General features: G+C 57.2%; 21 protein-coding genes. 11 read left to right on the forward strand and 10 right to left on the reverse strand.

Annotation, left to right across the window (positions count from 1 at the left end; genetic code table 11):
- Positions 1-13: 13 nt before the first annotated feature.
- Positions 14-2,911, reverse strand: coding sequence for a glycoside hydrolase family 66 protein (locus F556_RS34845; RefSeq protein WP_020619177.1), 2,898 nt, complete (start codon positions 2,909-2,911; stop codon positions 14-16).
- 321 nt (positions 2,912-3,232) lie between these two features.
- Here F556_RS34845 and F556_RS34850 point away from each other — a divergent pair, with 321 nt between their 5' ends.
- From F556_RS34850 to F556_RS39260, 9 genes are all read left to right on the forward strand, one after another.
- Complete coding sequence (locus F556_RS34850) at positions 3,233-5,050, forward strand: cache domain-containing sensor histidine kinase (RefSeq protein ID WP_020619178.1); 1,818 nt, start codon at positions 3,233-3,235, stop codon at positions 5,048-5,050.
- Complete coding sequence (locus F556_RS0122105) at positions 5,040-6,677, forward strand: helix-turn-helix domain-containing protein (protein ID WP_020619179.1); 1,638 nt, start codon at positions 5,040-5,042, stop codon at positions 6,675-6,677. The genes F556_RS34850 and F556_RS0122105 overlap by 11 nt, the downstream gene beginning before the upstream one ends.
- An 83-nt stretch (positions 6,678-6,760) precedes the next feature.
- Positions 6,761-8,035, forward strand: coding sequence for an extracellular solute-binding protein (locus F556_RS34855; RefSeq protein WP_211222629.1), 1,275 nt, complete (start codon positions 6,761-6,763; stop codon positions 8,033-8,035).
- A 72-nt stretch (positions 8,036-8,107) separates the two neighbouring features.
- Complete coding sequence (locus F556_RS34860; RefSeq protein WP_020619181.1) at positions 8,108-8,884, forward strand: class I SAM-dependent methyltransferase; 777 nt, start codon at positions 8,108-8,110, stop codon at positions 8,882-8,884.
- A gap of 202 nt (positions 8,885-9,086) precedes the next feature.
- A complete protein-coding gene (locus tag F556_RS0122120; protein WP_020619182.1) occupies positions 9,087-10,436 on the forward strand; it encodes an extracellular solute-binding protein in 1,350 nt (449 codons plus the stop codon).
- Positions 10,437-10,673: 237 nt separating this feature from the next.
- Positions 10,674-11,570 carry a carbohydrate ABC transporter permease gene (locus tag F556_RS0122125; RefSeq protein WP_020619183.1) on the forward strand — a complete coding sequence of 299 codons (897 nt, stop codon included), beginning with the start codon at positions 10,674-10,676 and terminating at the stop codon, positions 11,568-11,570.
- A gap of 22 nt (positions 11,571-11,592) precedes the next feature.
- Positions 11,593-12,420 (forward strand): carbohydrate ABC transporter permease, encoded by an 828-nt coding sequence (locus F556_RS0122130; protein ID WP_020619184.1) that lies wholly within the window; start codon positions 11,593-11,595, stop codon positions 12,418-12,420.
- Positions 12,420-14,117: a glycoside hydrolase family 66 protein gene (locus F556_RS34865; protein ID WP_020619185.1), complete on the forward strand. Its 1,698-nt coding sequence runs from the start codon at positions 12,420-12,422 to the stop codon at positions 14,115-14,117. The genes F556_RS0122130 and F556_RS34865 overlap by 1 nt, the downstream gene beginning before the upstream one ends.
- Before the next feature lie 102 nt (positions 14,118-14,219).
- Positions 14,220-14,306 (forward strand): putative holin-like toxin, encoded by an 87-nt coding sequence (locus F556_RS39260; protein ID WP_425414014.1) that lies wholly within the window; start codon positions 14,220-14,222, stop codon positions 14,304-14,306.
- A 437-nt stretch (positions 14,307-14,743) separates the two neighbouring features.
- On the opposite strand, the gene F556_RS0122140 is transcribed toward F556_RS39260, so the two are convergent.
- The 5 genes from F556_RS0122140 to F556_RS0122160 form a co-directional block, all read right to left on the reverse strand.
- Positions 14,744-15,793, reverse strand: coding sequence for a Gfo/Idh/MocA family protein (locus F556_RS0122140; RefSeq protein ID WP_020619186.1), 1,050 nt, complete (start codon positions 15,791-15,793; stop codon positions 14,744-14,746).
- Complete coding sequence (locus F556_RS0122145; protein ID WP_020619187.1) at positions 15,790-16,545, reverse strand: amidohydrolase family protein; 756 nt, start codon at positions 16,543-16,545, stop codon at positions 15,790-15,792. Before F556_RS0122145 ends, F556_RS0122140 begins: the two co-directional genes overlap by 4 nt.
- 22 nt (positions 16,546-16,567) lie before the next feature.
- Positions 16,568-17,428 carry a phosphogluconate dehydrogenase C-terminal domain-containing protein gene (locus tag F556_RS0122150; RefSeq protein WP_020619188.1) on the reverse strand — a complete coding sequence of 287 codons (861 nt, stop codon included), beginning with the start codon at positions 17,426-17,428 and terminating at the stop codon, positions 16,568-16,570.
- 244 nt (positions 17,429-17,672) lie between these two features.
- The gene (locus F556_RS0122155) at positions 17,673-19,034 is read right to left on the reverse strand and encodes a four-carbon acid sugar kinase family protein (RefSeq protein WP_020619189.1); all 1,362 of its coding nucleotides are present in this window, start codon (positions 19,032-19,034) and stop codon (positions 17,673-17,675) included.
- A complete protein-coding gene (locus tag F556_RS0122160) occupies positions 19,031-20,296 on the reverse strand; it encodes a ribulose-bisphosphate carboxylase large subunit family protein (protein WP_020619190.1) in 1,266 nt (421 codons plus the stop codon). The genes F556_RS0122155 and F556_RS0122160 overlap by 4 nt, the downstream gene beginning before the upstream one ends.
- A gap of 203 nt (positions 20,297-20,499) precedes the next feature.
- On the opposite strand from F556_RS0122160, the gene F556_RS0122165 reads away from it, so the two are divergent.
- Positions 20,500-21,135, forward strand: a complete 636-nt coding sequence (locus tag F556_RS0122165; RefSeq protein ID WP_020619191.1) for a GntR family transcriptional regulator — start codon at positions 20,500-20,502, stop codon at positions 21,133-21,135.
- Positions 21,136-21,151: 16 nt separating this feature from the next.
- On the opposite strand, the gene F556_RS0122170 is transcribed toward F556_RS0122165, so the two are convergent.
- Complete coding sequence (locus F556_RS0122170; RefSeq protein ID WP_020619192.1) at positions 21,152-22,009, reverse strand: AraC family transcriptional regulator; 858 nt, start codon at positions 22,007-22,009, stop codon at positions 21,152-21,154.
- 134 nt (positions 22,010-22,143) lie between these two features.
- Here F556_RS0122170 and F556_RS0122175 point away from each other — a divergent pair, with 134 nt between their 5' ends.
- A complete protein-coding gene (locus F556_RS0122175) occupies positions 22,144-22,929 on the forward strand; it encodes a phytanoyl-CoA dioxygenase family protein (protein ID WP_020619193.1) in 786 nt (261 codons plus the stop codon).
- Between the two features lie 3 nt (positions 22,930-22,932).
- Here F556_RS0122175 and F556_RS0122180 read toward each other — a convergent pair whose 3' ends face one another.
- Genes F556_RS0122180 through F556_RS0122190 form a run of 3 tightly spaced genes read right to left on the reverse strand, consistent with a single transcriptional unit; the run spans position 22,933 to position 26,093 of the window.
- A complete protein-coding gene (locus tag F556_RS0122180; protein WP_020619194.1) occupies positions 22,933-24,264 on the reverse strand; it encodes a glycoside hydrolase family 140 protein in 1,332 nt (443 codons plus the stop codon).
- A 24-nt stretch (positions 24,265-24,288) separates the two neighbouring features.
- On the reverse strand, positions 24,289-25,173 hold the full coding sequence (locus F556_RS0122185) for a carbohydrate ABC transporter permease (RefSeq protein ID WP_020619195.1): 885 nt from the start codon (positions 25,171-25,173) through the stop codon (positions 24,289-24,291).
- Positions 25,174-25,184: 11 nt separating this feature from the next.
- Positions 25,185-26,093, reverse strand: a complete 909-nt coding sequence (locus F556_RS0122190; RefSeq protein ID WP_020619196.1) for an ABC transporter permease — start codon at positions 26,091-26,093, stop codon at positions 25,185-25,187.
- Between the last annotated feature and the right edge of the window lie 68 nt (positions 26,094-26,161).

The following is a 26,161-nucleotide window of genomic DNA, read 5'->3' on the forward strand; positions in this document are numbered from 1 at the left end:
CTTGATTTAAGCCTCAATCTATTTCAATTTCAAAATCCGTGCCTTCCCAACGGTCCACGGAGGGTTCGAGGATGCCGTTGTTATTGTCATCCCAGAGGAAGGTGAAATCAACGCTGTCCCCGGATGTGAACGGTCCGATGGAGCTCTCATAATCAAGATTGCCATTGGTCGAACCGTTGGCGACCAGCTTCGTGTCCGTGACATTCTGCCAGCCATTCACGCCCCAGTGGACCCAGCCCGGCAGTCCGGCGCGGAAGGTGACGCGGTAGCCCTCAGGAACGGACGTAATCTGCCGGTCGAATTGCCAGATGTACGTCTTGGCCAGCTCCATATGGTCGAGATTAATCGCACCATAGTTGGGGTCCCCGTGCCAGAGTACGATGCTGCGGTAGCCTGGCGGCAACGAGACAGTCAGCTCGGCGTAGCCCCATTGATCCCAGCCACCCGTGTTCGGGAAGTGGACCAGACCGGCGTAGCGTCCATCGACAAAAACATCCTTGGTCGCCGCGGTGCCGCCGTTGCTATACCGGAAGCGCAGTGCGTAATCCTCGCCATCCGACGGTACGATGAAGGACACGCCGTCATTAATAGAGCTGAATTGATCGACGAATCCGGTGCCGGTATAGCCACTGTGATTGTTGTTGTAGGCTGTGGCGGATTTGATCGCCAGCTCAGCCTCATAAATGTTATCGACCGGTGGCGTGAACGAGCGCTTCATGTAAACCATGCTCCAGTAGTCGAGCGACGGCAGGGTGAAGGAGACATAGTCGCCATGGATATCCGTGCCGGTGGTGTAAGCCAGCGACTGGGTCCGGTTATCGTCATGATCTGGCGAGGCCAGATAGACGCCCGATACGGTCTCGTCGGGGCTCAGATACACCTTGGTGGCGATGTTGGTATGGCTGGTCGGAGCATTGGCACTGTTGCGCCACTGATCGTCGTTGTTCACCAGGTTGATGAAGTGGACGATATTGTACTCTGGTGTCCGTTTCACCTGGTGCCAGACGGTGTTGGGCGAAGCATCGCCGCTGGCGGATACCATGTCCAAATTGACGAACTGGCTGCCTGAGTCATTGTCGACAACATCGGGATCGAATAGCAGATTCTCATAGGCGGTGATGAAATTGTAATGCTGCTTCATCGCGTCCTTGAGCTCGCTGCGCATGCTCTTGCTGCGATTCGGATAATACTCGTGCGCCAGCATCTGGCTATCCTCGCCAAGCTCGATGTGTGTGGCTCCACTGGCAGCCATCATCGCATTGGCCAGACGGATAGAGTGCGGGTCAAACGTACCGAGCGTCAGACTGTCCAGGTTAATCGCCCCGGTGTTGCCGGAATCATAGGCGAGCTTGATCGTGTGCGTACCCGCCGTCAGTTCAACCTGGTGCCAGGTCTCATGCGACCAGGTGCCCCAGTTTGGCTGGTTCTGAAACGGCAGCTCGATCTCGAACTGATTGTTCACGTACAGGTTGCGCGTGGCCGTGAAGCCTGAATTGTTGGCGAATCGGAAGACGAGCGAGTAATACCCATCCTCCGGCACGGTGATGGAGAAGGTGACAGCGTCGCCGGGATCAGCGAACTGGTCCACGAACCCGCTGCCCGTGTACCCACCGTGATTGGTATTGGTGGCCGTACCCGTCAGTGTCGCGCTCTCAGCTTCGTAGCGGTCGCCGATATTTTCGCGGTAATTCATGTACGCAGCCAGGACAACGGCTTTGTTGCCGCTGTTTGCTTTGAGACTGTCAATGTAATCCTTAAGCTGAATGTAGCTGTCCGAGAGATGCCAGATTTCGCTATAGAGGAAGTCGGCATCGGCATTCGTACTGACGTCATTCGCGGCCCAGCCGTTCACGGTGCCGTCGACGATGTTGAAGGTGATGTTGTCTTTGTCTGGGTTGTTGGAGGTAAGAACCGATTTGGCTTCGTTGATGAAGGGTGTGAAGGTCGATGGGAAGTCGAGTGGATTGCCCCAGTAGTCGTAGACATTGTTGCGTTGCCCCATCTGATCGACGTGGATGCCGTCGAAGCCTGCGGTGTTTACAGCGTCAAGATACTGAGCATTGATGAAGTCCTGCCAATCGGGATTGGCGGGGTTGAAGAGGTACATATAGGTCGAGTTGTTGCCAAAATCGACGTCCAGCTGTTTCAGGCGGTTGGGGTCCTGAAAGATGCCCCATTCGTGGTCGACGCCGTAGCTCTCGTAATCTTCACGGGCAGCGTAGACCATCGCGTAAGCCATAGCAGCACCGTTCTGGGCGTGGACGGCATCGATTTGGTTCTGGAGTGTCTGCCAGGAGATCTCGCGGTTGAACAGATCGATCCAGGTCGGATCGATGGTACTGCCGGTCCGCTTAATCATGGTCTCATGGCGCCACATCCAATCATAGAACTGCCAAGCGTTGATTTTGTATTCCTGGGCGAGCTCGTCGATCTTGGCGGCACTCTCAGTGGCCGTCTCATCGGGATGGAACTCACTCACATAACCATAGCGTGGATAGCGGGTAAAATCGCTCGAGATATCAATTGCGGTTGTTCCACTGCCGAGCGCACCAGCATCGATATCGGCCAGATACCCTTTGAAATCAGTCGCGGGGCTTGTCCAGGTAAAGAGGACGTCCTGAGCTTGTCCGCCGCCAATTGTCACCGTCTGGGTTGCCGTATGCACTTGGGATTCCAAATGATGAATCCGGAGCTGGACGGTACCTGTCCAGGCAGCGGAATCTGTATTGCGGATTTGCGCCGTAATGACGACAGGGTCGCCGGGATCATACCGGGATTTGTCCGTATAGACGCGCTCGACAGTGCCGCTTGCTGCAAGAGCGGTTTGCTCCAAGCCTGCCGGTTGCCAGGGAGGCAAGACAAGCAGCAGGGCAAGGACAAGAAGCAGCCAGCCTTTCTTTTGGATTGCCATTAACTGTCACCTGCTTTCTCATGATATACTAGGGTAGTAACCGCTTACATTCGACCTTTCGCTGCCTCTCCTTTCCCTTTGGTATGAAGCTGGCGCTCCCTATTTGCTAGTCTCGGGTTTGTCCCCATCGTATGGGAGCTCCTCCCATTATAGCGCGTTATAGGTAATGGCGATGAGGCAGTTTATTCCGATTTGGTATGCTATTTTCGTCATTTTAAATGAACCCTTTTCTTTTGCTTTACTTGCAGAGCAGTCCTGGATGACAATACAAATAATGACACTGCCGCGGCAGAATTCTCTGGAGAAAAGGGGGCGGCGGAGATGCTCCGAAACTGGTTCAGTCGCCGTCTGTCGACCAAACTGGTCGTAACCATGCTGCTGATGCTGGGAGTATCGATTACTTTTACCAGCCTGTTGTATTATCGAGATTCCACCGGGATTATCGCTGACCAGGTACGTGAGTCAACGAGACAATCCGCCAAGCAGTCGGCTGATTATATGTCGCTCATTCTGACCGTGGCCAGTGACATGAGCCTCCAAATCTCGCGGGACGCAACGATTCAGCGAGTGATCCAGGAAGAGTCGCGTGGCGCGCTCACGGTAGATGAACGCTTCCGTATCAAAGAAACGGTTGATCAATTGCTTAACAATCTGGTGTATACCAATTCGTTCATTCGGAGCATTTATTTGTTGCAAGAGGAGGGCAGCAATTGGGGCAGCGGCTTGTTCAATACCTCCAAGGTCCGCCGTTACACGCTTGGAGACCATGACTGGTACACCGATGTGGTCGAGGGGCGGTCGGACGACCGGTGGCTGCCCTTGCAATACGACCCGTTCAGTGGGGGCGGCTCCAATACGGAGCTGGTGCTGACCTACGTGAAGCCGCTGCGCAATTTGCAGACGCGCGAGACCATCGGGGCCATCGTGATTAACTTGGATGGTCCTGTCGTACTGCAAGCCATTGATCGGATTCGGCTCGGGAAGACGGGCAAATTTTTTGTGGTGGATGCCGAGGACCGCTTGATGATTGATTCGGATGCGCAGAGCTGGAGCGGTGAGATGCTCAGAAGTACAGAATGGGAAAGCATGCGTCAGCGCGGCAGTCTTCCGCCCGAGTTTGAGCTGGACCTGGGCGACGTGCGCTACTATGCGGTGTCCTCGCCTATGCAGAGCGGCTGGCTGGTTATTGGCAGTGTACCGATCAGCGAGATTGTCGGGGATATTCAGAATATCCAATACAAGATCTGGCTATATTCCGGCATTCTGCTGCTGCTCGCCTCGTTCGTTAGCTGGTTATTCTCCCGTCGCATCACCTCGCCCCTCAAGCAGCTGATGCGCCAGATGGCACAAATTGAGAAGAGCAATTTTCGTGCCGTCAGCGAGGTCACCTCACAGGATGAGGTGGGACAGCTGAGCCGGCAGTTCAACCGGATGCTGCGTCAGATCGAGCAGCTGATTCTACAGGTGAACACGGAGGAGTCCAAGAAGAGAGAGGCCGAGATGCGGGCGCTGCGCCACCAGATCAATCCCCATTTTCTCTATAACACCCTGTCTACGATCCGCTGGATGGTGAAGTTCAAGCGGTATGACGGTGTGTATAACGGCATCTCCGCACTGGTTCAGCTGATGGAGGCCAGCATGGAGAAGCGGGGGCCGTTCCTGACGATCCGGGATGAGCTGAGCCTGATTGACAAATATATGGTCATTCAGCGCTTTCGCTATGATGCCCGGCTGGAGCTGGTGGTGGACTGCGATCCGGCGCTGCTGAATGTATCCATACCGCGCATGCTGCTGCAGCCCGTCGTGGAGAATGCGATCTTCCACGGCATCGCTCCCAAAGAAACGGGCGGGTGCATCTCCATTACGATCAGCCAGGGGTCCATGGGCAGCCACAGACAGCTTGGTTTGAGTATTGCGGATGATGGTGTAGGCATCCCGCCGGAGCGGCTCGAAGAGCTGCTCCGTCCGGGGGACTCTTCACGCTCAGGCATGCTCGGTATTGGGCTGAGCCATGTGCATGAGACCATCCAACTCTACTATGGCGAACAGAGTGGACTGCGGATCAGCAGTGAGCCGGGCGTAGGCACGCAGGTAGAGCTCCGATTGATCCTGAAGGAGGATGTGGACGATGCCGTATAACGTATTTGTCGCCGATGATGAACCCATGATTCGTTATGGCCTGATCTCTTGCATCGTATGGGAGGAGGAAGGGTTGCGCCTCTTGGGGGAGGCATCCAACGGCGAGGCGGCGCTCAAAAAGCTGCAGGAAGAACCGGCCGATATTCTGATTACAGATATCAAGATGCCGATCATGGACGGTCTGGAGCTGGTCCGCCAGGCTAAGACACTGAATCCCCGGGTGCAGGCGATCCTGGTGTCCAGCTACAATGATTTTGAATATGCCCGTGAAGCCGTCAAGCTGGGTGTGGTTGTCGATTATCTGCTCAAGCCAACCATGGAGCCCGAGGACCTGCTCGCAATCGTCCGCACCTGCAAGGCCAAGTTGGACGAACAGCAGGAGCACATTCGGGAGGAGGCGCGGGTGGCCCAGGTGGAGCACAGTACCCAACTGCGGCGCCTGGAGGGAGAGCTGCGCAATATTCTTGCAGGCCAACGCACCACACCGGCCTGGATGCCCGAGTGGATGCGGGGGCCGCTCATGACTTCAATCTGGCGCCACGTCCCGCAGGCTGGCGAAGCCGAAGGCGCGTTAGATCATCTCCTGCAGCTGGAGACTGCGATGTCCCACCTGCCCCGGCTGCTGCCGCGGAGTGTCTCTTTTATCATGGGCGAAGAAGAGTTCCTGACCCTGCTCTCCGACCAGGATCGTGACGGCTTCGCCGCTGTGGAGGGGGCTCAGCGGCAGCTGCAGTTAGAAACCGGGCTCTTGTTCACGGTGGGGGTTTCACCGGCCTTTCATCACTGGAAGACACTGCCCGAAGCGTGCCGCTGGGCCAAGATCGCGAGCTTTGAGTCTTTCTTTGCAGGAGAGGGCCGCTGCTTCGCCGGCAAGATTGCCACCCAGCAGCAACCCGAATCGCTTGCCCAGCCAGAGGACTGGCACGGCCCGTTCCATTCGCTCCGGGAGCAATTCTCTCGCGCTTGTGCATCTGCCGACGAGGAGGACGGACGCAAGGCGTTAGAGGCACTCTATGACGTCTGGCAGGCTCGTACCTATAGCCGGGCTGAAGTCATCTCGCAGGCGCAGAGTCTGCTGACTATCCTATGGTCGCGCGGGTACAAGCACAAGTCAGAGCAGATGATGTTAACCATTCTCGATCAGCTGCAGCATATTCGGACCATCGGCACATTGCGGGAGCTCATGAATCGCGTCCGTCAGGAGTATGAGCGTCAGTGGGCAAGCGAGGGCGTGGAGCTGCTGCCGGGTGATTCCGGCAGTGCCCATATCATCCAGCTGGCCCTAGCGTATATTCAGGAGCATTACCGACGCGAGCTGTCGCTGCAGATGGTGGCAGACCATGTGCACATGAGCAAGAACTACTTTAGCGAGCAGTTCAAGAAACGAACCGGTCTCAATTACATTGATTTTGTCATCCGGCTGCGGGTGCATTACGCCAAGCAGATGCTGGCGGATACCAGTCTGAAGATTCATGACATCGGGCAGATGTCGGGCTTCAACTCGCCCAAGCATTTCCTGAAGCTGTTCAAGCGCGAGGTCGGCTGCACCCCAGCAGAATACCGGATGCGAGCTGCTAGTGGAGCAGGAGGCGAGCAGTCGGATGGGAAGGGGGGGCGTGGAGAATGACAAGAAAGAATGATGCTATAGCCGGGCTAAGATGGCAGAGAAAGCATAGGCGGCCCCGAGGTGTGCGAACCTCTGGGTTTCCTGTGATAGCTGCTCTGCTGCTCATGGCCGCACTGCTCACTGCCTGCGCCCCCCGCAGTCTGGTGCCAGACAACGGACCGCCCGAAGCAGCGGAGCCCCCGTCCGAGGCAGCCCGCACGACGTTGGAATTCTGGCATACCTACAGTGAGCTCGAGGAAAGGGTCTTTCGTGAGGAAGTTCTGCCGCTCTTCGAGCAGGATCATCCGGAGATTCGCATCCAAGACGTGCGCAAGGATTACACCGAGCAGCTCAAGACTAATATTATGGCTTCCGCAGCTGACGGCCAGCAGCCAGACGTAATGCGGATGGATATCATTTGGGTGCCGGAGTTTGCCAAGCAGGGTTTGCTGACGGAGCTCTCTGAGCTGGAGGGGTTCGATACGCTGCAGACGCAGTTCATCGGCTCCCTGCTCGAGACGAACCGTTACGGTGAGGGCTATTACGGTCTACCCGTCAACGCCAACACCAAGGCTGCCATTTTCAACATGCGTTTGCTGCGGGAGGCGGGGCTGTCCGAGCCGCCGTCCACCTTTGGTCAGTTGATTGCGGCGCAGGAACAACTCAATAGCAGCTACCCTGGCCTCTCTAGTGTCGGCATCTGCTGCGCAGCATCCTGGGGTACGCTGCCTTACTTCTGGACGTTCGGCGGTCAGTTGACAGATGAGGGCTATACACGTGCGAGTGGCTATCTGGACAGTTCCCAGAGTTTAGCGGCAATTGCCAAGCTGCAGGATTGGGTGACGCGCGGAATCATCAGCCGCTCCATTCTGACCGGCGATCCGGGCACCTGGGACGGCCTCCTCAAGGGCGATCTGCTCATGATCGACGAGGCGCATTGGTTTTACTCCGCCAATCGGGACGGCGAGCATGCAGAGGTGCTGTCGGATATGCAGGTGGCCCCATTCCCGGATGACGTCAGACCCGGAACCTCAATCATCGGTGGGGAGAACTTAGTGTTATTTAGCAACACTAGGTATTCCGAGGCCGCTTGGACCTTCATTCGCTGGATGATGCAGCCGCAGCCGCAGCTGCTCATGGCTCGCACAGGATTGATCCCAACCATTCGCGACGTTCAACCGGCGGGAGGGGAGGCCTGGTTTACGCCGTATTCGGCGCAGCTGGATCATGCGCTGCCTAGACCTCCCGTTCCGGCCTGGACACAGATCGATGACGAGTTCGCGCGCATGATTGAACGCATCCTGACCGGCGAGCAGCCGCTGGAAGAGGCGGTACGAGACTCCGCTGCGCGTATCGACGAGTTGCTGTCCCAAGGATAGTGACGAGCGACATACTCTCTTCGCATTTTTGTAACTAAATGGTAGAGTTAGAGAAAAGTAAGGGGGAGTACGATGCAACATCAGCAACGAATCCAGCACGAGTTCAAGAAACAAGCGGCAGGCTTCGCCCAATCGGATCTGACGCTGAATAGAGGAGAATACATCAACTGGATTCTTACCAGTCTGCAACTGCGACCAGATGCCAGAGTGCTGGATGTAGCAGCGGGAACCGGTATTCTGAGCCGAGCCATGGCACCGTATGTTCATGAGGTCATCGCCGTTGATATTACGGAGGAAATGATACAGGAGGGCATGCGCCAAAACGAGCAGAGCGGCACTACGAACATTTCGTATCGCCAGGCAGATGTCGCGAGCTTGCCCTTTGATGAGGGCACGTTTGATGTAGTGGTATGCCGGTTTGCCTTTCACCATTTTACCGATCCCGTTCTTGTGCTCGGGGAGATGGCTCGGGTGTGCAAGCCTTCTGGTCAGGTCGCGGTGGTGGACATGATTTCTTCCGAGGAGCCACAGCTGTATGAGCGCTACAACCATTACGAACGCCTGCGGGATCCGTCGCATACGTTCTGTCCGCGTCCAACGGAGCTTGCGGGCTGGTTTGCCGAGCACGGGATGCAGGTGTCGGTAGCGGAGCATGTGAGAGTGGATGTGAATGTTGCAGCGTGGCTCACTCTGACACAGACACCATCTAACGTCCGTTCGCAGATTGAGCAGGCGATCCGGAATGAACTGGCTCACGGCGGACCCGTGACAGGGATGGAGCCTTTTCAGCAAGACGATGTCTTGATGTTCAAGCAGCATTGGACGAAAATGATGGCGGTCAAGCCGTAGACTATTGCAAAAATCAGAAATGCGTATTCTTTTTTCCGGTGATCGGTAATTAATGCACCAAGGGGCCGGCTTGCACCCGCTTCAATAGCACAACTCATGAATAAAGCGCACCAAACCCGAACGTAGGGCCATCCATTGGATGGTCCTTTTGCGTCTATACTGGAATTGCGTCACACACCGATGTATAGGGGGACATGAACATATGAAAGCGCGCTCACCATGGATGATCAAAAGCTCGGCGGCCCTGCTGGTCGCTGTCATGCTGGGAACGGCCTGCTCCAACAGCCCATCCAACACGACTCCGCCGCCAGCCAATACGGGGACAGAAAACAAGACCAATACAGAGACGAATACCCCGCCTCCCGAGGCTAAGGAAGCAACGATTGAATTCTGGCATGCCTACGGCGAGGGCGAGGAGCAGGTGCTGCTGGAGGAAGTGCTGCCCAAGTTCAAGGAGCAGTATCCTCATCTTACGGTTAATCCGACCCGGATGCCGACGGAGAATCTGGAGCAGCAGGTCATCACGGCCGTTGCAGGCAACGTCGCGCCAGACATCATGCGGATGGACAATACGTGGATTCCGAAATTTGCCCGCGAGCAGGCATTGCAGCCGGTTGATGGCTTCCCGGACTTCGCAGCCCTGAAGGATGCTTCCTTCGAAGCACCGATGTCGACCAACTACTACGATGGTCAATATTACGGGATACCGCTCGATACGAATACGAAGATCGCCATCTATAACAAGGAGCTTCTTGAAGCGGCTGGCGCAACAGAGCCGCCACAGACGATGGAGGAGCTCGCCGATCTGGCCCGCGCACTCAAGGCGAAAGATCCCAATATGTTCGGGATTACGATCGGCGGCGTCGACGCCTGGAACATGCCGCCGTGGTTCTGGTCGCTGGGCGGACGCATCACGGATGACGAGTATACGAAGGCGACTGGCTACCTGAACAGTCCCGAGAGTGTCCAGGCGCTGGAGACCATTATGGGATGGCATGACGAGGGACTGCTGGCACCGCCGATTCTTGCAGGACAGCCGGGCACATGGGAAGGGCTGCGAGGCGAGGAAGGCACAGCGGCAACTTATATGATGATTAACGAAGGTCCTTGGTTCTTCAGCATCCTGGGTGACGCGGTCGCCGAGACGATGATTCCGGCCAAAATGCCCAATGGGCCCGACGGCAGCAGCCACTCGGTCATCGGCGGTCAGAATCTGGTGCTCTTCAAGGGGGCCAAGGAGCCGGATGCGGCCTGGCAGTTCGCCCAATTCATGTCGACCGAAGAGATCCAGGTGCTGATGGCCGTGAAGACGGGCGCCATTCCAACGAACCGTGCTGCGGCGCAGGCGGATGAGCTCAAGGAAATTCCGTATCTACAGGCCTACGTTGATGAGTTGGAGACCGCACTCGCCCGTACACCAAGCGCGGAGTGGGATAAGATCAGCCAGGCGTTCCAAGCGGCCTTCGAGGCGGCGCTGCGAGGGCAGGCAACCGCGCAGGATGCATTGGATGCTGCAGCTGCCGAAATCGACGGCTATCTGGCCCGGAGTTAAAGGATAGAGGGGACGTCGAGCCTCGTGACCCTCGCGACCGAACTCGGGTAACGGGTCTCGAATACCGGAGTCTGGTATGCCTGGCAGTCTCCCAGGCGACAGAGCTCTCGGATTCTACAGCTCTACTGCCACCCATGCCGAGAGGCAACCGACGCTAGCTGCCGGTTGCCTCTCTCCCTGCAAGCGCAGAGTCTACCAAGCCGTCCGTCAAGGCCGGCGCCGCAGGAGTGAAGCCTCATGAGAAGAGCCATCCGGCAATACGTGCAAGTTGCGCCTTACCTTACCCTGGGCGTGCTGCTGACTGCCGTATTTGTCCTCTACCCGTTGGTGAAGGGGATCTACATTAGTTTTTATGAATACAAAGTGCTGGCGCCCGAGCTGAGTCTATTCGTTGGCTTCGACAACTATGTGCGGGCGATTCAGGACCCCAAGGTGCTGATCGCGCTTCGCAATACGGTGCTGTTCGCGCTGGTTACGGTGCCGGGGCAGTGGCTGCTGGGCGTCATCGTAGCGATGATGGTGAATATGCGCACGATTCGCTTCAAGCTATTTTTCCGATTCGTCTACTACCTGCCCGTCATTAGTTCATGGATCGTCGTCTCGTATCTGTTCAAGTTCCTGTTCTCGGACAGCGCGAGCGGGATGGTCAATTACCTGCTGGTCGATCTGATTCCCGTGTTGCCCGCACCGGTCAACTGGCTGCAGAATACGTGGACGGCCAATATTGTCGTCTGGCTGGTCAGCATCTGGAAGGGGATTGGCTGGGTGATGATCATGTACCTGGCTGCACTTCAGTCCGTACCCAAGTCGCTATACGAAGCCGCCTCGATCGATGGTGCCAAGGGCGTCCGCACCTTCCTGCATATCACGCTGCCGCTGATGAAGCCGATGACCACTTATGTACTGATCAACCTGATCATCGGTTCGTTCCAGGCGTTTATCCAGGTATTCCTGATTACCGAGGGCGGCCCGATGGATTCGACGCATCTGCTGAGCACGTACATGTTCCGGCATGCGTTCCAGTTCTTCGACTTCGGCTATGCGTCGGCAATCAGCGTCATGATGGGATTGATGATCTTCGTCCTGACTTATAGCCAGCAGCGCACGTTCGGCAAGGATCGCATCGAATATTAAACCTCGTTTGGAGGGAGCAACTATGGCCAAATGGTCCACGTGGGTCGTTCATACGCTGCTGGTACTGGGAATTTTTGTCGTCATTGGCCCATTCGTCTACATGGTTTTGACGTCGCTGACGACTGACAACTTCAGCCTGCCTAGCCCGACCAAGCTGATGCATGCCGAGAAGACGCTGGTCAACTACTCGGATGCGTGGTCCAAAAACAACTTTTCACGCTATTTCCTGAACAGTATGTTCGTCTCGTCCGTGACGATGGTGTTGTCGTTGTCGCTGGCGGCCTCGACGGCTTATGCGTTTGCGCGGTTTCAATTTCCGGCCAAGGAGTTTCTGTTCAAGCTGTTCCTGTTCACGATGTTCGTGCCGGCGATTCTGAACATCATCCCGCAGTTCACTGTCATTCAAGCGGTCAATCTCGTCGATACGTATCCGGGACTGATCCTGCTCTATATCGGGTCGGGTGTCGTAGGGAGCACGTTCTTCCTGCGCGGCTTCTTCGAGCGGATCCCGGTGGAGCTGGAGGAGTCGATCGTCATGGACGGTGGCAGCCGCTGGACGATGTTTTATACCATTTACATTCCGCTGTCGCTGCCGGCGATCGGCACGCTGGGCATCTTCGCATTCTCGGGGACGTGGGATGAATTCATCGTCGCGCTGACCATTATTAAGACCGAGGTCAACCGGACGTTGCCCATTGCTCTGCAGTTGTTCCGAGGCCAGTATGCTACCTATTACGGCTTGTTCTTCGCAGCTTCGATCATCGCGCTGCTGCCGATCTTGATCATCTTTACCGTATTCCAAAAGCACTTCGTTAATCCGAACGTAACAGAAGGCGGTGTAAAAGGCTAATGAGCAACATGCAACTGCAGACAGACAAGGCAATGTATCGTCCTGGCGAAAAAGTAACGATTGAAGTGATCCTCCCGTCACAGGTAAGTGGCACCTGGAGCGGGGAGTGGGTGGTGATGGAGCTGGAGCGCCCGGTGCGCCGGGGAGTGTGGTCCAGCGAGGGCGCCGGAACGATTGTGCTGGAGCCGATCCCCGATGGAGAGGGCGCCTATGGATTCTTTCTGATCGTGCGGAATGAAAGTAGCGAGGAGCTGCGCGCCGAGATTGCCTTCGACGTGGCAGAGCATTGGCGGGAAGCGCCGCGCTATGGCTTCCTGAGTGACTTCGCCCCGGGGGATGTGGACGACAGCGACCTGGCGTTCCTGCGGCGGCATCATATCAACATTGTCCAGTTCTACGATTGGATGTACCGTCATGATCAGCTCGTACCCGATGCCGAGGACGAGTTCACGGAGCCGCTGGGCCGTCGGATTTCGCTATCCGTAGTGAGCCGTAAGATCCGGGGATTGGAGGCCGGCGGGATGGCGGCGATGGCGTACGCAGCGGTATATGCGAGCTTGTCCGATTACGCCGAGGCTCATCCTGAGCAGCTGCTCTACAATAATGGCGGTCAACCGTACAAGCTTGGCGACTACTACCACATCATGGACATCTCGCCGGACTCGGCGTGGACGCCGCACATTCTGGCGGAGTTCGCCAAGGTCATCGACTATGGCTTCCATGGTTTGCATCTCGATCAGTACGGCTTTCCCAAGCAGGCTATTCGCCGGGTCGGTGGGCGCGAGGAGGTTGTGCGGCTCAAGGAGAGCTACCCCTCCTTCATCGCTCAGACGCGGGAGGCACTGCCTTCTGCGGGGTTAATCTTTAACAATGTTAGTAGTTACCCCGTCCATACGACAGCGGATTCGCCACAGGATGCGATGTACATTGAGGTCTGGGATCCGGTGGCGACGCTGGAGCAGCTCAAGGAGAATATTGACCGGGCCCGCGAGCTCTCGGGCAAGCAGGTCATTCTCGCCGCCTATCTGCCATGCTTCCAGAAGGACAGCGGCGTGCCGCAGCAGGAGGCCGAGATCGGAGCGACGGTGGCGATGGCTTCGATTTTTGCAAGCGGTGGTTATCATCTGCTGCTGGGCGAGCAGGGCAATGTGCTGGCCGACTCCTACTATCCGAACTACGGCCAGGTGTCCGACGCCTTCGCAGCGACGCTCACCCGTTACTATGATTTCATTGTCATGTACCGCAATCTGCTGTTCGATCTCAGGCTGGAGGACATCTCCATGACCTTCGCGGGGGGCATCAACACGGAGATCGTGTTCGCTAGCGAAGGGGTCCGTTTCGCGCCGGATCTGATGCAGGATTCGGTCTGGAATATTGTGAAGGAGCGGCCGGGCTATACGGTTATTCACCTCATTAATGTTCGGGGCCTCGACAATCTGACTTGGCATGCTGGCAAGTCGCAGCCACCGACGCGGACCGAGCAGATCGAGGTGAGGGTCGAGATGCTGGAGGAGGTAGAAGGTGTCTATTGTTCCTCGCCGGACGGCGGGTCGATGGAGGCACAGGCCCTAGCCTATGACTGGGTGCCCAAGGATGAGCATCAAGGCAGCTACCTGCGATTCGTGGTGCCACAGCTAGAGTATTGGACGATGGTGTATGTAAAGAGCAAGCATGGCGTGGCTGTGCGGGTGGGATAATAGATCTATTAAACGTATCCATATATGGACGATGATGTTATAATTGCATAGTAATAGAATAGGCTTACAAGGGTCGGTCGGCTACCTCCTCAGAAGGGAGGGATGCCTGTGACAGTGTTTGAAGCAATGATGCTAATGCTAACCTTTGGTTTGCTCATCGTGGCGCTACTGTCTACTAAACGCAAATAGACCGCCCTTCGGAAGAGGCACGCGGTCTATTTGTGCGTATACTTTAAACGGAGCCTACCGCCCTTAAAAGCGGCTATTGCATCGAGAGTCGTGTTCGCGCACGGCTCTCTTTGCATTGTACGCTGTTTCTGCACTTATTATAACACGCAAACTAGCATTTGCCAAAAATAATCGCAGCTTTTGACTGCACGGGCTGCTGTATTTTACTTCGTTCAGGCAGGTGTCTGCCTCGCAATGGTTGATGAATGAATATGAAATTTCGAGTCTATTTCGGCCAATTCGAAGTATTTTGCTCATTGTATGCGAAATTTCGAGTTCATTTCGTCTTTTTCGGGAAAATAGCGCAAATAAGTATGATTTTTCGCATTTATTGTTCCTGAAGGAGCCTGAAGGTGCCGACGTTGCAAAAACTCGCTACCCGCACACCCAGCGCCCCGCTACTTGATCCACACCGGCCGGTGCTCCTGTGCGCTCACGTAGGCGGCTTCCACCATCTGCAGGGTGACGAGATTGTCCTCCCCGCTGGTCTGAAAGGGAGCGCCGGTCATCAGGCAGTCCACAAAATGACGCTGCAGCCGGAAGTGGCTTTCCTCATGGTCCAGCTCGGTGGTCTCCGCTACGGTGGCTTCGGAGCGCCCATCGCGGGAGACGACCGTGATTCGTCCGTTGTCATAGAGCTTCAAGGTGCCGTCCTCGCCGTCGATCGTCAGACGCTCTACGTGATTCGCCCGAACCTCCTCACTGGGAGGCTCGTTCAGATTCTGGCGTGTCGCCCAACTGGCATCCAGCAGTCCATAGAAGCCGTGGTCGTGGCCCATCATAACCGTGCCAGTATCCTCTCCTTGAATATGCGGACTGATCCGCAGCATTTCCGCATACACGCGCTGCGGGGTCCCGAAGAGGTAGCGCCAGGTATCGAACCAGTGCACGCCCATTTCGTAGAACAACAGCTGTGGCATCGTGCGGAAGACCGGCTGCGGCAGCTCAGTGCCCTCTGTCATCCTCGGCGTATAGAAGTCCGTGTGAAGATAACGGGCCACTCTTGGTGTTCCGATTCGATCTTCCTCCAGCACGCCTTTGATAATCTGAAAAGGCTTCAGCCACCGCCAGTTCTCGGTGACCATCAGCCGAACCCCCGCCGCCTGCGCCTGCTCCACCATCCTGCGTGCCTCCTCGCTGGAACGGGCAAACGGCTTCTGGCACATGATATGCTTGCCCGCAGCCGCCGCCTGTGAGACGAGCTCCGAATGCGTATCGGGCCCTGTGACGATATCAATGATATCGATGTCCGCGTCCGCCAGCATCTCCGCCAGCGTCCCATAGCAGCGGGACTCGGGTACGCCGAACTGGCTGGCCCGCCGCTGCAAGGCGGTGGGGGTGACATCGCACAATGCCGCGATTTCGACCTCCGGCATTCGCTGCCAGGCCGCGAGATGCTTTTCAGACCAGTACCCTGTTCCGACGAGTCCAACCTTCCACGTCTTCATGCCTCTGTACCAGTCGGCAGCTTATAGATTTGCTGGGCGGCCCGGCCCAGCACCCACGCTTGCTCGTCCTCTGTCAATCCGCAGGTGCGCACCTTGGCCAGCTCAGTGCCGCAATTGTCCGCATGATCGGTGCCGAACATGAACCGATGTGCCCCTAGCTCTTGCACCCAGTTACGGATCAGAAAACCGCCGGTCCAGGTAATATCGGCGTACAGGTTGTCATACTGCTTCATGGCCATGTAAGTCTCGCCTGCCAGGACCATCATGCCGCAATGGGCGATGATGATCGGCAGCTGGGGATGCTCCGCTGCGATAGGCATGAGATTGCTGGGATTGGCAAAAGGAATACCCGCCCCGGTATGCACCATGACCGGCACGCCCAGCGTTTCGGCCAGGCGGAAGACCCGCCGGCCGTCCCGGCCAGCGGGATTGACGCCATGGGCAGAGGTGTGGATCTTGATGCCGACAAAGCCCAGTTCCTCAATGCATCGCCGGATTTCGCCTTCATAGAGCGCGTCGGGCAGATGGGGGTTGGGATTGGCCATCCCTGCAAAATGGCGCGGATGCTGATGGCACAGCTCCGCAATCGTGTCATGCTGCTGCTGCACCTCCTCCAGCGTATGCACGCTGGCAGGCTGAAGGATAGTCAGATCTACGCCGAAATCGCGCATTTTGTCCCATTGCTCCTGCTCCGTGAAGTGCTCATCGAATACGCGGTCCTCGCCCAGGTGGGCATGCACATCAATGATCATCGCAAACACTCCTTTTAGCTTATTATTCGACCGCTTGTTCCAGCTTGCCGGGATTCAGCATCAGGTCAATGTTGTGACGCAGAGACTCCGGCTCGAATACTTGCTTCCAATCCGGCCGCAGCATCTGCTGCTTGCCGTATTCAATGGCGACCAGTGCGGCATCGGAAAACGGATTGCCAGCTTCGCCGAAGACGATGGCGAGCTCGATATTGATGTGACCGAGCATAAAATCCCGGGCCGCCTCATAAGGCACGCCGCGACGCACGGCCTCGTCCATAGCTTCTCTCAATATAGTAGCACATGTAGCGCCTACGGTTTCAGCCATGCTGGGCTCCAGCATCGCCATCTGCTCCATCGTAATGCGGTGCGTGCGCAGGATGGGGGCGTACATCGTCTGGGCGATCGCTTCGCCCAGCGCGTAGTGCTGCTCGGAGCCGCGCATCAGCGCGCAGACAATCGACTGCTTGGCATGAATGCCGCCAAAATAGTCCCGCCTGGCCAAGGGGTCGGTTTCATCGTTAAAAATCGGCGGGTGGCAGGGATGGGCCAGAAAGACGGCAATATCCGCTCGCTCCGGCACCATGCCCAGGTAGGCGGCGGCCGGGTCGAGCAGCATCAACAGCGAGCCCGGCTTCATATCGGGGACGATGCCCGATGCGATCTTGCCGATCAGGACATCGGGCACGGCGAGAATGACGACATCGGCCTCGCTTACCGCTTCATGCTGCAGCGTGGCTGTCAGTCCCCGCTCGCCAAGGCGCGTCAATCCGGATTCGCTAATCTCGACGTAGCGCATCTCGTACGCCGGTGCGTCCATGAACCGGTCGGTCAAGCGGCAGCCCATCTTGCCTCCGGCTCCGATTAGTGCGATTACATGTCTCATCACATTACGCTCCTTGTTTTGTAGGTTGGCTATCCTCAAAAGGAAGCCTGCGGTCACGGATCGTTCTTCCGATCGCTGTTGTCCCCCGATTTCTTGATTGTCTAACTGCTTTGGCGGTTGAAATCGGTGGACAAAGGCGAGCGCTCCGCAGCGTATGCTTCCGAAGTCGCTTTCTTTCAGAAAGCGTTGACCAGATTCGATTCCGTGCCTCTTCGGCTTTTTGAGGATAGCTTGTGAGTAGTAGTTAAGACCCTATACGGATGCGCTCCAGGAAGTCGGCCTCTCCGATCTGGCCGCCCTTGAGGACGATCTCCAGTCCGTCGAAGTCGGGCTGGTCAGAGGAGCAGCGGCATAGCGGGCAGCCAGGGACCAGGGGGGCGAGCATCTCCAGCGCATAGATACCGAGCTCTCCAGTCACATAGCCGGAGGTATCCCCGCCCGCTACGGCGAGCCGTCGCAAGCCCGTAGCTTCCAGCAGTCGGCGGCCTAGCTGGCCGAGTCGACTACCGAGCAGCCTGCCGGTATCGAGCGAAGGGGCCTTGCTCTGCATCAGCAGCTCCCGTGTCGCGGTGATGGCTGGATCCTCGGGCCCAATCGCCGAGTAAATGACCAGGCTGCGGCCCTGCTGGAGAATGGCGAGTGCCTGTTCGAACAGGTCCTCCATCGTTGCCTCTGGGTCCTGTAGCAGTTGGTCTGTTGCCAGTTGAAGGCCAGCATAGCCGTGGTCGAAGGCGTAACGCAGCTGGGCTTCTGTCGCTGGTGAGCAGCTGCCTGAGAGGACCAGGAGTTGGTCGACAGGCAAGGCGGTCTTCGCAGCTCCCGATCCTGACACCCGGCCTTGGCGCTGCCACTGGGCAGCCAGGCCATACTCGACGCCGGAGGAGCCGAGGACAAAGCTCTGCCCCGCGGCTGTCGCCTGGTCGATGAGCGCCCCTGCAGAGTCCAGATGCTGATCGGTCAATGCATCCAGGAGGACGGCATCGTGCTTAGCTGCCAACTCGCGGTACCGGGCATCACGCAGCTCGGGCTCACGATCCAGTGCCAGAACATCCATAAGGCCGACGGTGAGCGAGGTCTGACGCTTCAGATGCTCCCGCAGATCCGCTTCATCCATCGGGGTGACCGGATGCCGGGCCATCGTAGGGTGTCGGTCCAGTCGATATGTGGTCCCGTCCGCACCCGCAAAATGATGGCCGAACACGGTATACCGCTTGAGCGGGGGACAGGCGGCCAGCAGAGGGAACGCAGGCGCTCCGGGAAAGAGCCGCCGGGCAATCTCCATTACCTTGCCGATGCTGCCGGAGTCCGGCGACGAGTCAAAGGTCGAACAGAGCTTGTAGTGGACGATCGGTGCGCCTAGCAGGGCAAGCTGCTCCAGGAGCGGAGCGAGCTCCGTCTCCAGCTCCGCCTCGCTCATCGAACGGCTGACGCCGGCCACGCCGAAGGCCCGGATATGTGGGAACCGCTCGGACAGCAGCGTCTCGGACGGTACCCGCAGGAAGAGGGCCGTCGGAACGCCGCGCGTCTCCAGCGCCTCCATAACGTCCGTGGACCCGGTGAAGTCATCGCCGTAATACGACAGCAGCCAAGGAGAATCGCTACTCATGATGGCCTCCCGGCAAATGCAGCGATGGCGTCCCGAAGTTCGGGGTGGTCGGCAGCATACGTGTGAAGGTCGATACCTGCCAATGCCGCCTCCCAGCCCTGCACCATGCTGCGGAAGCCAGCAGCGTAACCGCCGGGATGCGCGTGGATACCGCCGCCAGCGATATTCATCAGATCGATGGTGCCGAAGGTGCGGTAGGAGTGGACCGCCTGCCCCGCCCATTGCTTCGAGGAGAGGACAGGAAAGACCGTATCCCCGCCGAAGATCGGCGTCAGGCAGTCCTTAACCGATTGAATGACTGATTCATTGGTCTCGGAGAACTTGTTGTTGAGGCCATTCGTATGCAGATGATCCACACCAGCCAGCCGGCACAGCTGCTGGTACACTGAGAACGACATGCCGAGTCCGGGGTGGCGCGTCCACATGCCCCACTGGTTGCGGTGACCGTGGATCGGCAGCTCGCAGTAGCTGCGGAGATGAGCCAGACCGCTCCAGCCAATGCTGTTGATGCTGACCATCACGCAGGTGCCGCCTGCCTCCAGAACCTGATCGTGCCCACGCTTCATCTCATCGATATCGCCGGTAATGTTGAAGGCGTACATGGTTTTCTTGCCGGTGTGCTCCGCCGCCCGGTTAATCTCCTCCATGACTGTCTCAATCCGCTGTGCGAGCGGGAAATAGGGAGGATTGCCATTGACTTCGTCATCCTTGATAAAATCAATGCCACCGAGCGCCAGATCACGGACGATTGGCCGCAGCCCGTCGGCAGTCAGGCCGATATTGGGCTTGACGATCGTACCAATTACCGGCCGGTCGTGGACGCCGAGCAAGTCGCGGGTACCGAGAATGCCGAAGCGGGGGCCCTGGTATTTGTCATGAAATCCCGCAGGCAGCTGCAGGCGGGTGAGCCGGATCGCGGACAGTTCTTGCAGCTCGAAGAGATTACCGGCAATGACGGCCATCAGGTTGGGGAGGGAAGGTCCGATATTGTCGTAGGGAAAGGAAAGGTCAATTTCGCCACGACGGTAGACACCATCGAAGCCGGCGGGCGGAGCAGAACCGGGAAGGGCGGGCTCAGTGGCTGTGCCCGTCTCGCGGATCGCGTCAATGGTGGCGCGGTGCCTGCGCTTGATCTCATCTGTCTCCCCGGGGATCGCGAGAAAAGTGCCGGTGGATTGCTCGCCTGCCAGCACTTCGGCCGCATGGTGAAGCTCGTAAGGGCTTTCAATTTGGTAGGTTACATGAATGCGGTCCGTTGCCATCGCGTGAAGATCGCTCCTTTCAGCGGAAAATCGGGTGAAGCTTCAGTCCCAGAATACCATAGATACGACTGGTATACAATCGGAATATTAATTTGAAACCAGTTTAGAACAAAGATAATTGACAGCGTTAACTTCTATTGCTACATTAGATAAAACTACAGCATCGGCAGCTATGTCATGTTCGTTATGAAGGGGTTGGCGTCGTGTCCGAGAAAACGTTAAAAGAAAAAGCCTATACCATGCTCCGCGCACTAATTATGCAGGGGGAGCTGCGCAGCGGGGAGTTTCTCTCCGAGCGTTCCCTGGTGGAGCGGATGGAGATGAGCCGGACACCGATCCGGGCGGCGCTTGAGCGGCTGGAAGCCGAAGGGCATGTGACCTACACGCCCAATCGCGGCATCTTTGTATCGGAGGTAACGATCGATAAAGCGATCGACGTCTACGATTTCCGCATGATTATTGAATCCAGCATCGTCCGCAAGCTGGCTTCCCGCAAGCTCACCGACGAGCTGCGGCAATGGTTCAAGGAGAGCCTGGCTCGCCAATGGGCCTGTGTCGAGGCAGATGATACGATGCAGTTCGCCCAGGAGGATTCGGAGTTTCACCGGCAGTTGGTCTACGCCTATGACAACAAAGAGATCATCGTCACGATGGACCGGCTGCAGGACAAGCTGTACCGGATCGCGCTCAATGTTCTGCGCAAGGATGCCAATCGCATCAAGATCTCTTATGAGGATCACGCCTCCCTGGTCGAGCTGATTGAGCAGGGGCAAGGCGAGGAGGCGGCGGCTGCGCTCATCCAGCATCTGGAGTTCGGCAAGCGGATTCTGCTGGAGTAGCGGGGCTCCCAGCGTCTCACTCGCCGCGGAATCTGCCGGGCGGCTGCTGCTTCTCGCGCGTGAACGCCCGCGTGAAGGCATGGACCGAACCGAAGCCGCTCTGGATCGCAATCTGCTGAATCGACAGATCACTGTGCTTCAGCAGATAGGCGGCCCGGCTGATCCGCTCCCGGCGCACGAATCCGCTGTACGACTCCCCAATCCCCTCGGCGAAGAGGCGGGAGAGGTGACGCGGCGACAGGTGCAGATAACCGGCTACCTGTGCCTGTGAGACATCCGTGTCCAGGTTGTCCCGAATATACCGCTTGGCCTGCTGCAGCAGGTGAGTGGAGCTGCGGACAGGCTGCGGCTGCGGCAAGGCGGCTCTGACGAACAAGGAATAAAAGGAAGACAGCAACAATCCAGCCGCAACGGGCAATTGGCTGGCCGGTAGCGCCTGTTCCACCTGCTGCGGGATAAGCAAGGCCCGCCACAGCGCAGCAGTGGCTGCGGTATCGGCATCATGGATGCAGACCTCGGCCTCTTCCGTCAATTGAAGGTACGCATCTGTCTCCTCCTGTGAAGCCTGCTGCTCGTCCAGCTCAAAAGCGACATGCAGCAGTTGGAGGCCGGTACGGCTGCGAATCTGGTGAGGCACTCCAGGCTTCGAGCAGAAGAACGTGCCTGCGCGCAGCGGGTAATCCACGTCATTGTCCATGTACGTCCCCACACCCTCCATGACATAGCAGATTTCAACACAGGAGTGCTTGTGCACCGGATTGTCGTAATGTGCGGCATCCACCCCCCAGCCATGCACACGATAGGCCTTCGCGCCTCCAGGCAGTACAGTTGCATGCGCGTTGAGCATCAACGCACTCTCCCTCCACTTGTACATCTCATCCACTCCTCTTCACGATGTCCGTTTCGATCAAAAACCTGTCTGTCCGGGCCAAATACAGCGAGACCGAAAAGCTTTACACTGATGCTGTAAGTTAGTACCGACTTTACTACAGCGGAGGTAGATAGACAATGCTTAACGAAGTGGACAAAACGTTCTATGAAGATAACGGCTACTTGCTGGTCAAAGGCGTGTTCGATCAAAACGAAGTGGAGCAGATGCGAGAGGGCGTAGACGGCATTGTCGAGCGAGCCCTTCAGGCCAAGCAGCATAGCAATCATGCCTGGCAGGGGGACTTCGCCACACCGGAGCAGTTGAAGAAGCTGGTACTGCGGGGCTTCCACGATGTGCAATATCACGATGCTGCGTTTTTGCGTGCCATGATTCATCCTCGGATGGTAGAGGTCCTGACGGGCCTGATTGGACCCAACGTCCAGATTCACCACTCCAAGATGCTGGTGAAGCCACCGGAGAACGGGGCAGCCTTCCCGATGCATCAGGACTATCCCTACTTCCCATACAAGCATCACACCATGCTGGCTGCCAGTGTCCATCTCGACGATGCCGACGAGGAAAACGGTTGTCTGCGCGTCATTCCGGGCTCGCACAAGCAGGGGCCGCTGCCTCATATCGGAACGTATTACCTGCACCAGAAGGAGTATCCGATCGCTATGGGCACCCCTTGTCCGGCACAAGCGGGCGATGTGCTGTTCTTCAATTATTTGACCATCCATGGGTCGGACTGCAACCGCAGCGAGCGGACCCGCCGGAATGTTCTGTATCAATACAAAGCTGTTACCGACGAAGCCGTTAGCGACGGTCATGTCAATTGGGGTGCAGGATTGATGGTGGCCGGGCAGCAGCCGGATTTCACAAAAGCTCAGCCCCGGTTCAAGCTGGAGCCGCAGGAGGGCTAGCGGTCAGGGAAGCCCGTAGCCTGCTGCTGCGTCATCCAGAATCAGCACCCAATCCTCGTTCTGACCGGTAGACGGAGGCGTGAAGCGGACCCGGCCTGTATTGGCCATCCTGCCGATCGTCTGCGTCTCTCCGGTACGCGGATCGTACCAGGCGGCCTGCAGCGTATCGCCGCTGATCCGTCCAAGGTTAGCCTCGAAGGCGAGCCCGCACGGGGAGTAGATGAAGGCATAATCGTCACCACGTGTAGCCTGCAGATGGGCGGCGCCGCTGCCTGCCTCCGGCACCAGCTCCTGATCCGGTATGCGGGCCAGCATTGGCCGGGACTCCATGAGCCGGCGCAGATGCTTCATCTGGCTCATCCCCGGACGATTGAGCGCTCTCGTCCACGGCATCGTGAACCAGCCCTCCGGCTCGACGACCATCGACCAGATCGAATGATGCCCGTACGTATGGCCGCAAGCGCCGGCAAAGACGGCCCAATAGGCGGCCTTGCGGACATCCGCCGCATCGAAAAATCCGTCCTTCGGCTTGAAGCCGACCGCAATATCCTCATAGCAAGGCTCGCCGTCGAGTGTTGGCTTGATTGGCGTCCGGGCATAATCGGCCGCTATCATCTCATAGTTGGCTTTGTAGCGCGAGCCGTGACTGGACTGCATCATATTGAAGTCTAGCCACGCTTCATGATGAACATGCAGAGACGAGGAGGCGCCGCCATGCGGATGGAAGGTCATGAGCTGACGGCCTCCAGATCCTTCGCGTACCCCCTCAGCCATCGCGCGCACGATCTCGAAATGACGATGCTCCGTGAGCGGCCGGTCGCCACCCATAATCCATACGATGTTCGGGCGCTCACCGTAGCGTTCGCCGATCCACTTGCCATACGCCCTCGCACTGTCCGGATTGAAGATGTCCGGCCCCGTCCCCCAAGCCACATTAAATTTGTCACCCCAGGTAGGCAGCAGACCGATGTACATTCCCAGCTCTGCAGCCAAATCCACCATATAATCGACATGCTCCCAGTACCCGTATCCGCCATCCGGCGCCAGGTCGGGTTGCTCGGGATCATAAAGCTGCTGTTCGTTTTTGCGCAGCGGCACATGGCCGTAGGCATTGCCCTCGCTCAGTCCCTCCAGCTCGGCCAGAGCGACGGCCTGGATGAGATTAAAGCCGTTCTCGGCTCTGTTGCGCAGGTAGAGGGCCGCTTCCTCACGGTCCAAGCGATGGAACAGCTCCCAGGCTGTATCGGCCAGCCAGAAAAAAGGCGAGCCGTCAGCATAGGTCAGATAGCGCTGGTTCTCGCTGACGGTAAGCCGCTGCATGGTAGTCGTGGTCATTAAACTTCTCCTTTCGCTGGGGCGTTACCCCTTCACAGAACCCAACCGGATTCCGCTGACAAAGTACTTTTGCAAAAATGGATAGACAATGAGGATCGGTATGGCTGCGACAATCATCTGCGCGCCCTTGATCGAACGGTCGTTGAGCCGGGCCAGCCGCTCCGCCTCAGTGGGCGACATCGTCTGGAAATTAAACTGCAGGACGACGGTCTGCAGATAGCTCTGCAGCGGATAGTTGCTCGCGCGGTTCATGTAGATCAAGCCATCAAACCAGGCATTCCAGTGTCCGACAATAAAGAACAGGGTGATGGTGGCGATGGCCGGCGTCGACATCGGCACATAGATCTGCCACAGCGTCCGCCAGTGGCCGGCACCATCGATGTTGGCGGCATCCTCCATCTCGTCAGGGATCTGACGGAAGAAGTTGAGCATGAGCAGCAGGTTGAAGATATTGACCGCTCCGGGCAAGACCAGCACCCAGATCGTGTCCATCAGCCCAAGTTCCTTCATTAAGATATAGCTCGGGATCAGGCCGCCATTGAACAGCATCGTCAGGAAGAAGAACCAGACGTACAGCATCCGCTTGCTGAACTTGTGCTTGCCCTTGGAGAGCGGGTAAGCCAGCAGGATCACCAAGAACATATTCAGCAGCGTGCCTAGCACGACCCGCTGGATCGTAATCCCGAAGGCGCGCCAGAACGGCTGCTTCTCCAGCACATACAGATAAGGCTCGACCGTCCAGCGGACAGGCCACAGCTTGACCTGGCCCGCCATCACCGCCGCGTTGTCGCTCAGCGACAGGGCGAGGATGTGTATGAACGGAATGAGGCAGGCGGCGCTGACGCAAGTGAGGAAAATAAAATTAAAGACTTTGAACAACCGGGAACCTCGGGTCTCTGTGGTATACATGAAATCCCCTCCTAGAATAGCCGGTAATTAAAGACCCGGTAGGCAATCAGATACGATGTGGAAATCAGAATAAAGGAAACGAGCGACTTCAGCAGACCAACCGCCGTGGACGGCCCGAACTGCGCCTGCTGCAGCCCCATCCGGTAGACCATCGTATCGATGATATCCCCGGAGGCATACACCTGCGGACTGTACAGATTGAAGATCTGGTCAAAGCCGGCATCGAGAACGTTGCCCAGACTGAGTACCATCAACAGGACGATGATCATCTGCATGCCCGGCAGCGTAATATGCCAGGTCTGCTTCCAGCGGCCTGCGCCATCTACGGCTGCAGCCTCATAGAGGGAAGGATCGATGCTGGTGATCGCCGCCAGGTAGATGATCGTGCTGAAGCCAAACGTTTTCCATACATCGGACGCCACCATCGTGAACGGAAACCAGCTGTTCTCCCCAAGGAAGTAGATGGGCGAGACGCCGAACAGACCCAGGAACTGATTGACGATGCCCGCGGAGGGCGACAGAATATCAATCAGAATCCCGCTCAGAATGATCCACGACAGGAAATATGGGAAGTAAATGATCGTCTGTGTGGTCCGCTTGAAAACAACATTCTTTACTTCGTTGAGCAGCAAGGCAAACGTAATCGGCACCACAAGGCCCGCAATAATTTTCATGACGGCAATGAAAAGTGTGTTCCATACAACCTGCCAGATATTCGGCATAGAGAAGATGTAACGGAAATTTTCTAGTCCATTCCAATCCTGGTTGAACAGTCCGCGCAAAGGCAAGAAGTTCTGGAAGGCGATCGACACGCCGCCCATTGGCACATAGGCAAAGAGCAGAACAAAAGCGACGCCCGGCAAGAGCATAAGATGGAGCGGCAGCTCCCGTTTTTTGGCATAGCTGATTTTTCTTCGCACAGGTTCACCTTCTTTCGTATCGGCAATGAATTGTCCCCGCAAGCGGCGCAGGGGCGACGCTTGCGGGG

The organism is Paenibacillus daejeonensis DSM 15491 (genome assembly GCF_000378385.1).
Classification (GTDB): domain Bacteria; phylum Bacillota; class Bacilli; order Paenibacillales; family Paenibacillaceae; genus Paenibacillus_D; species Paenibacillus_D daejeonensis.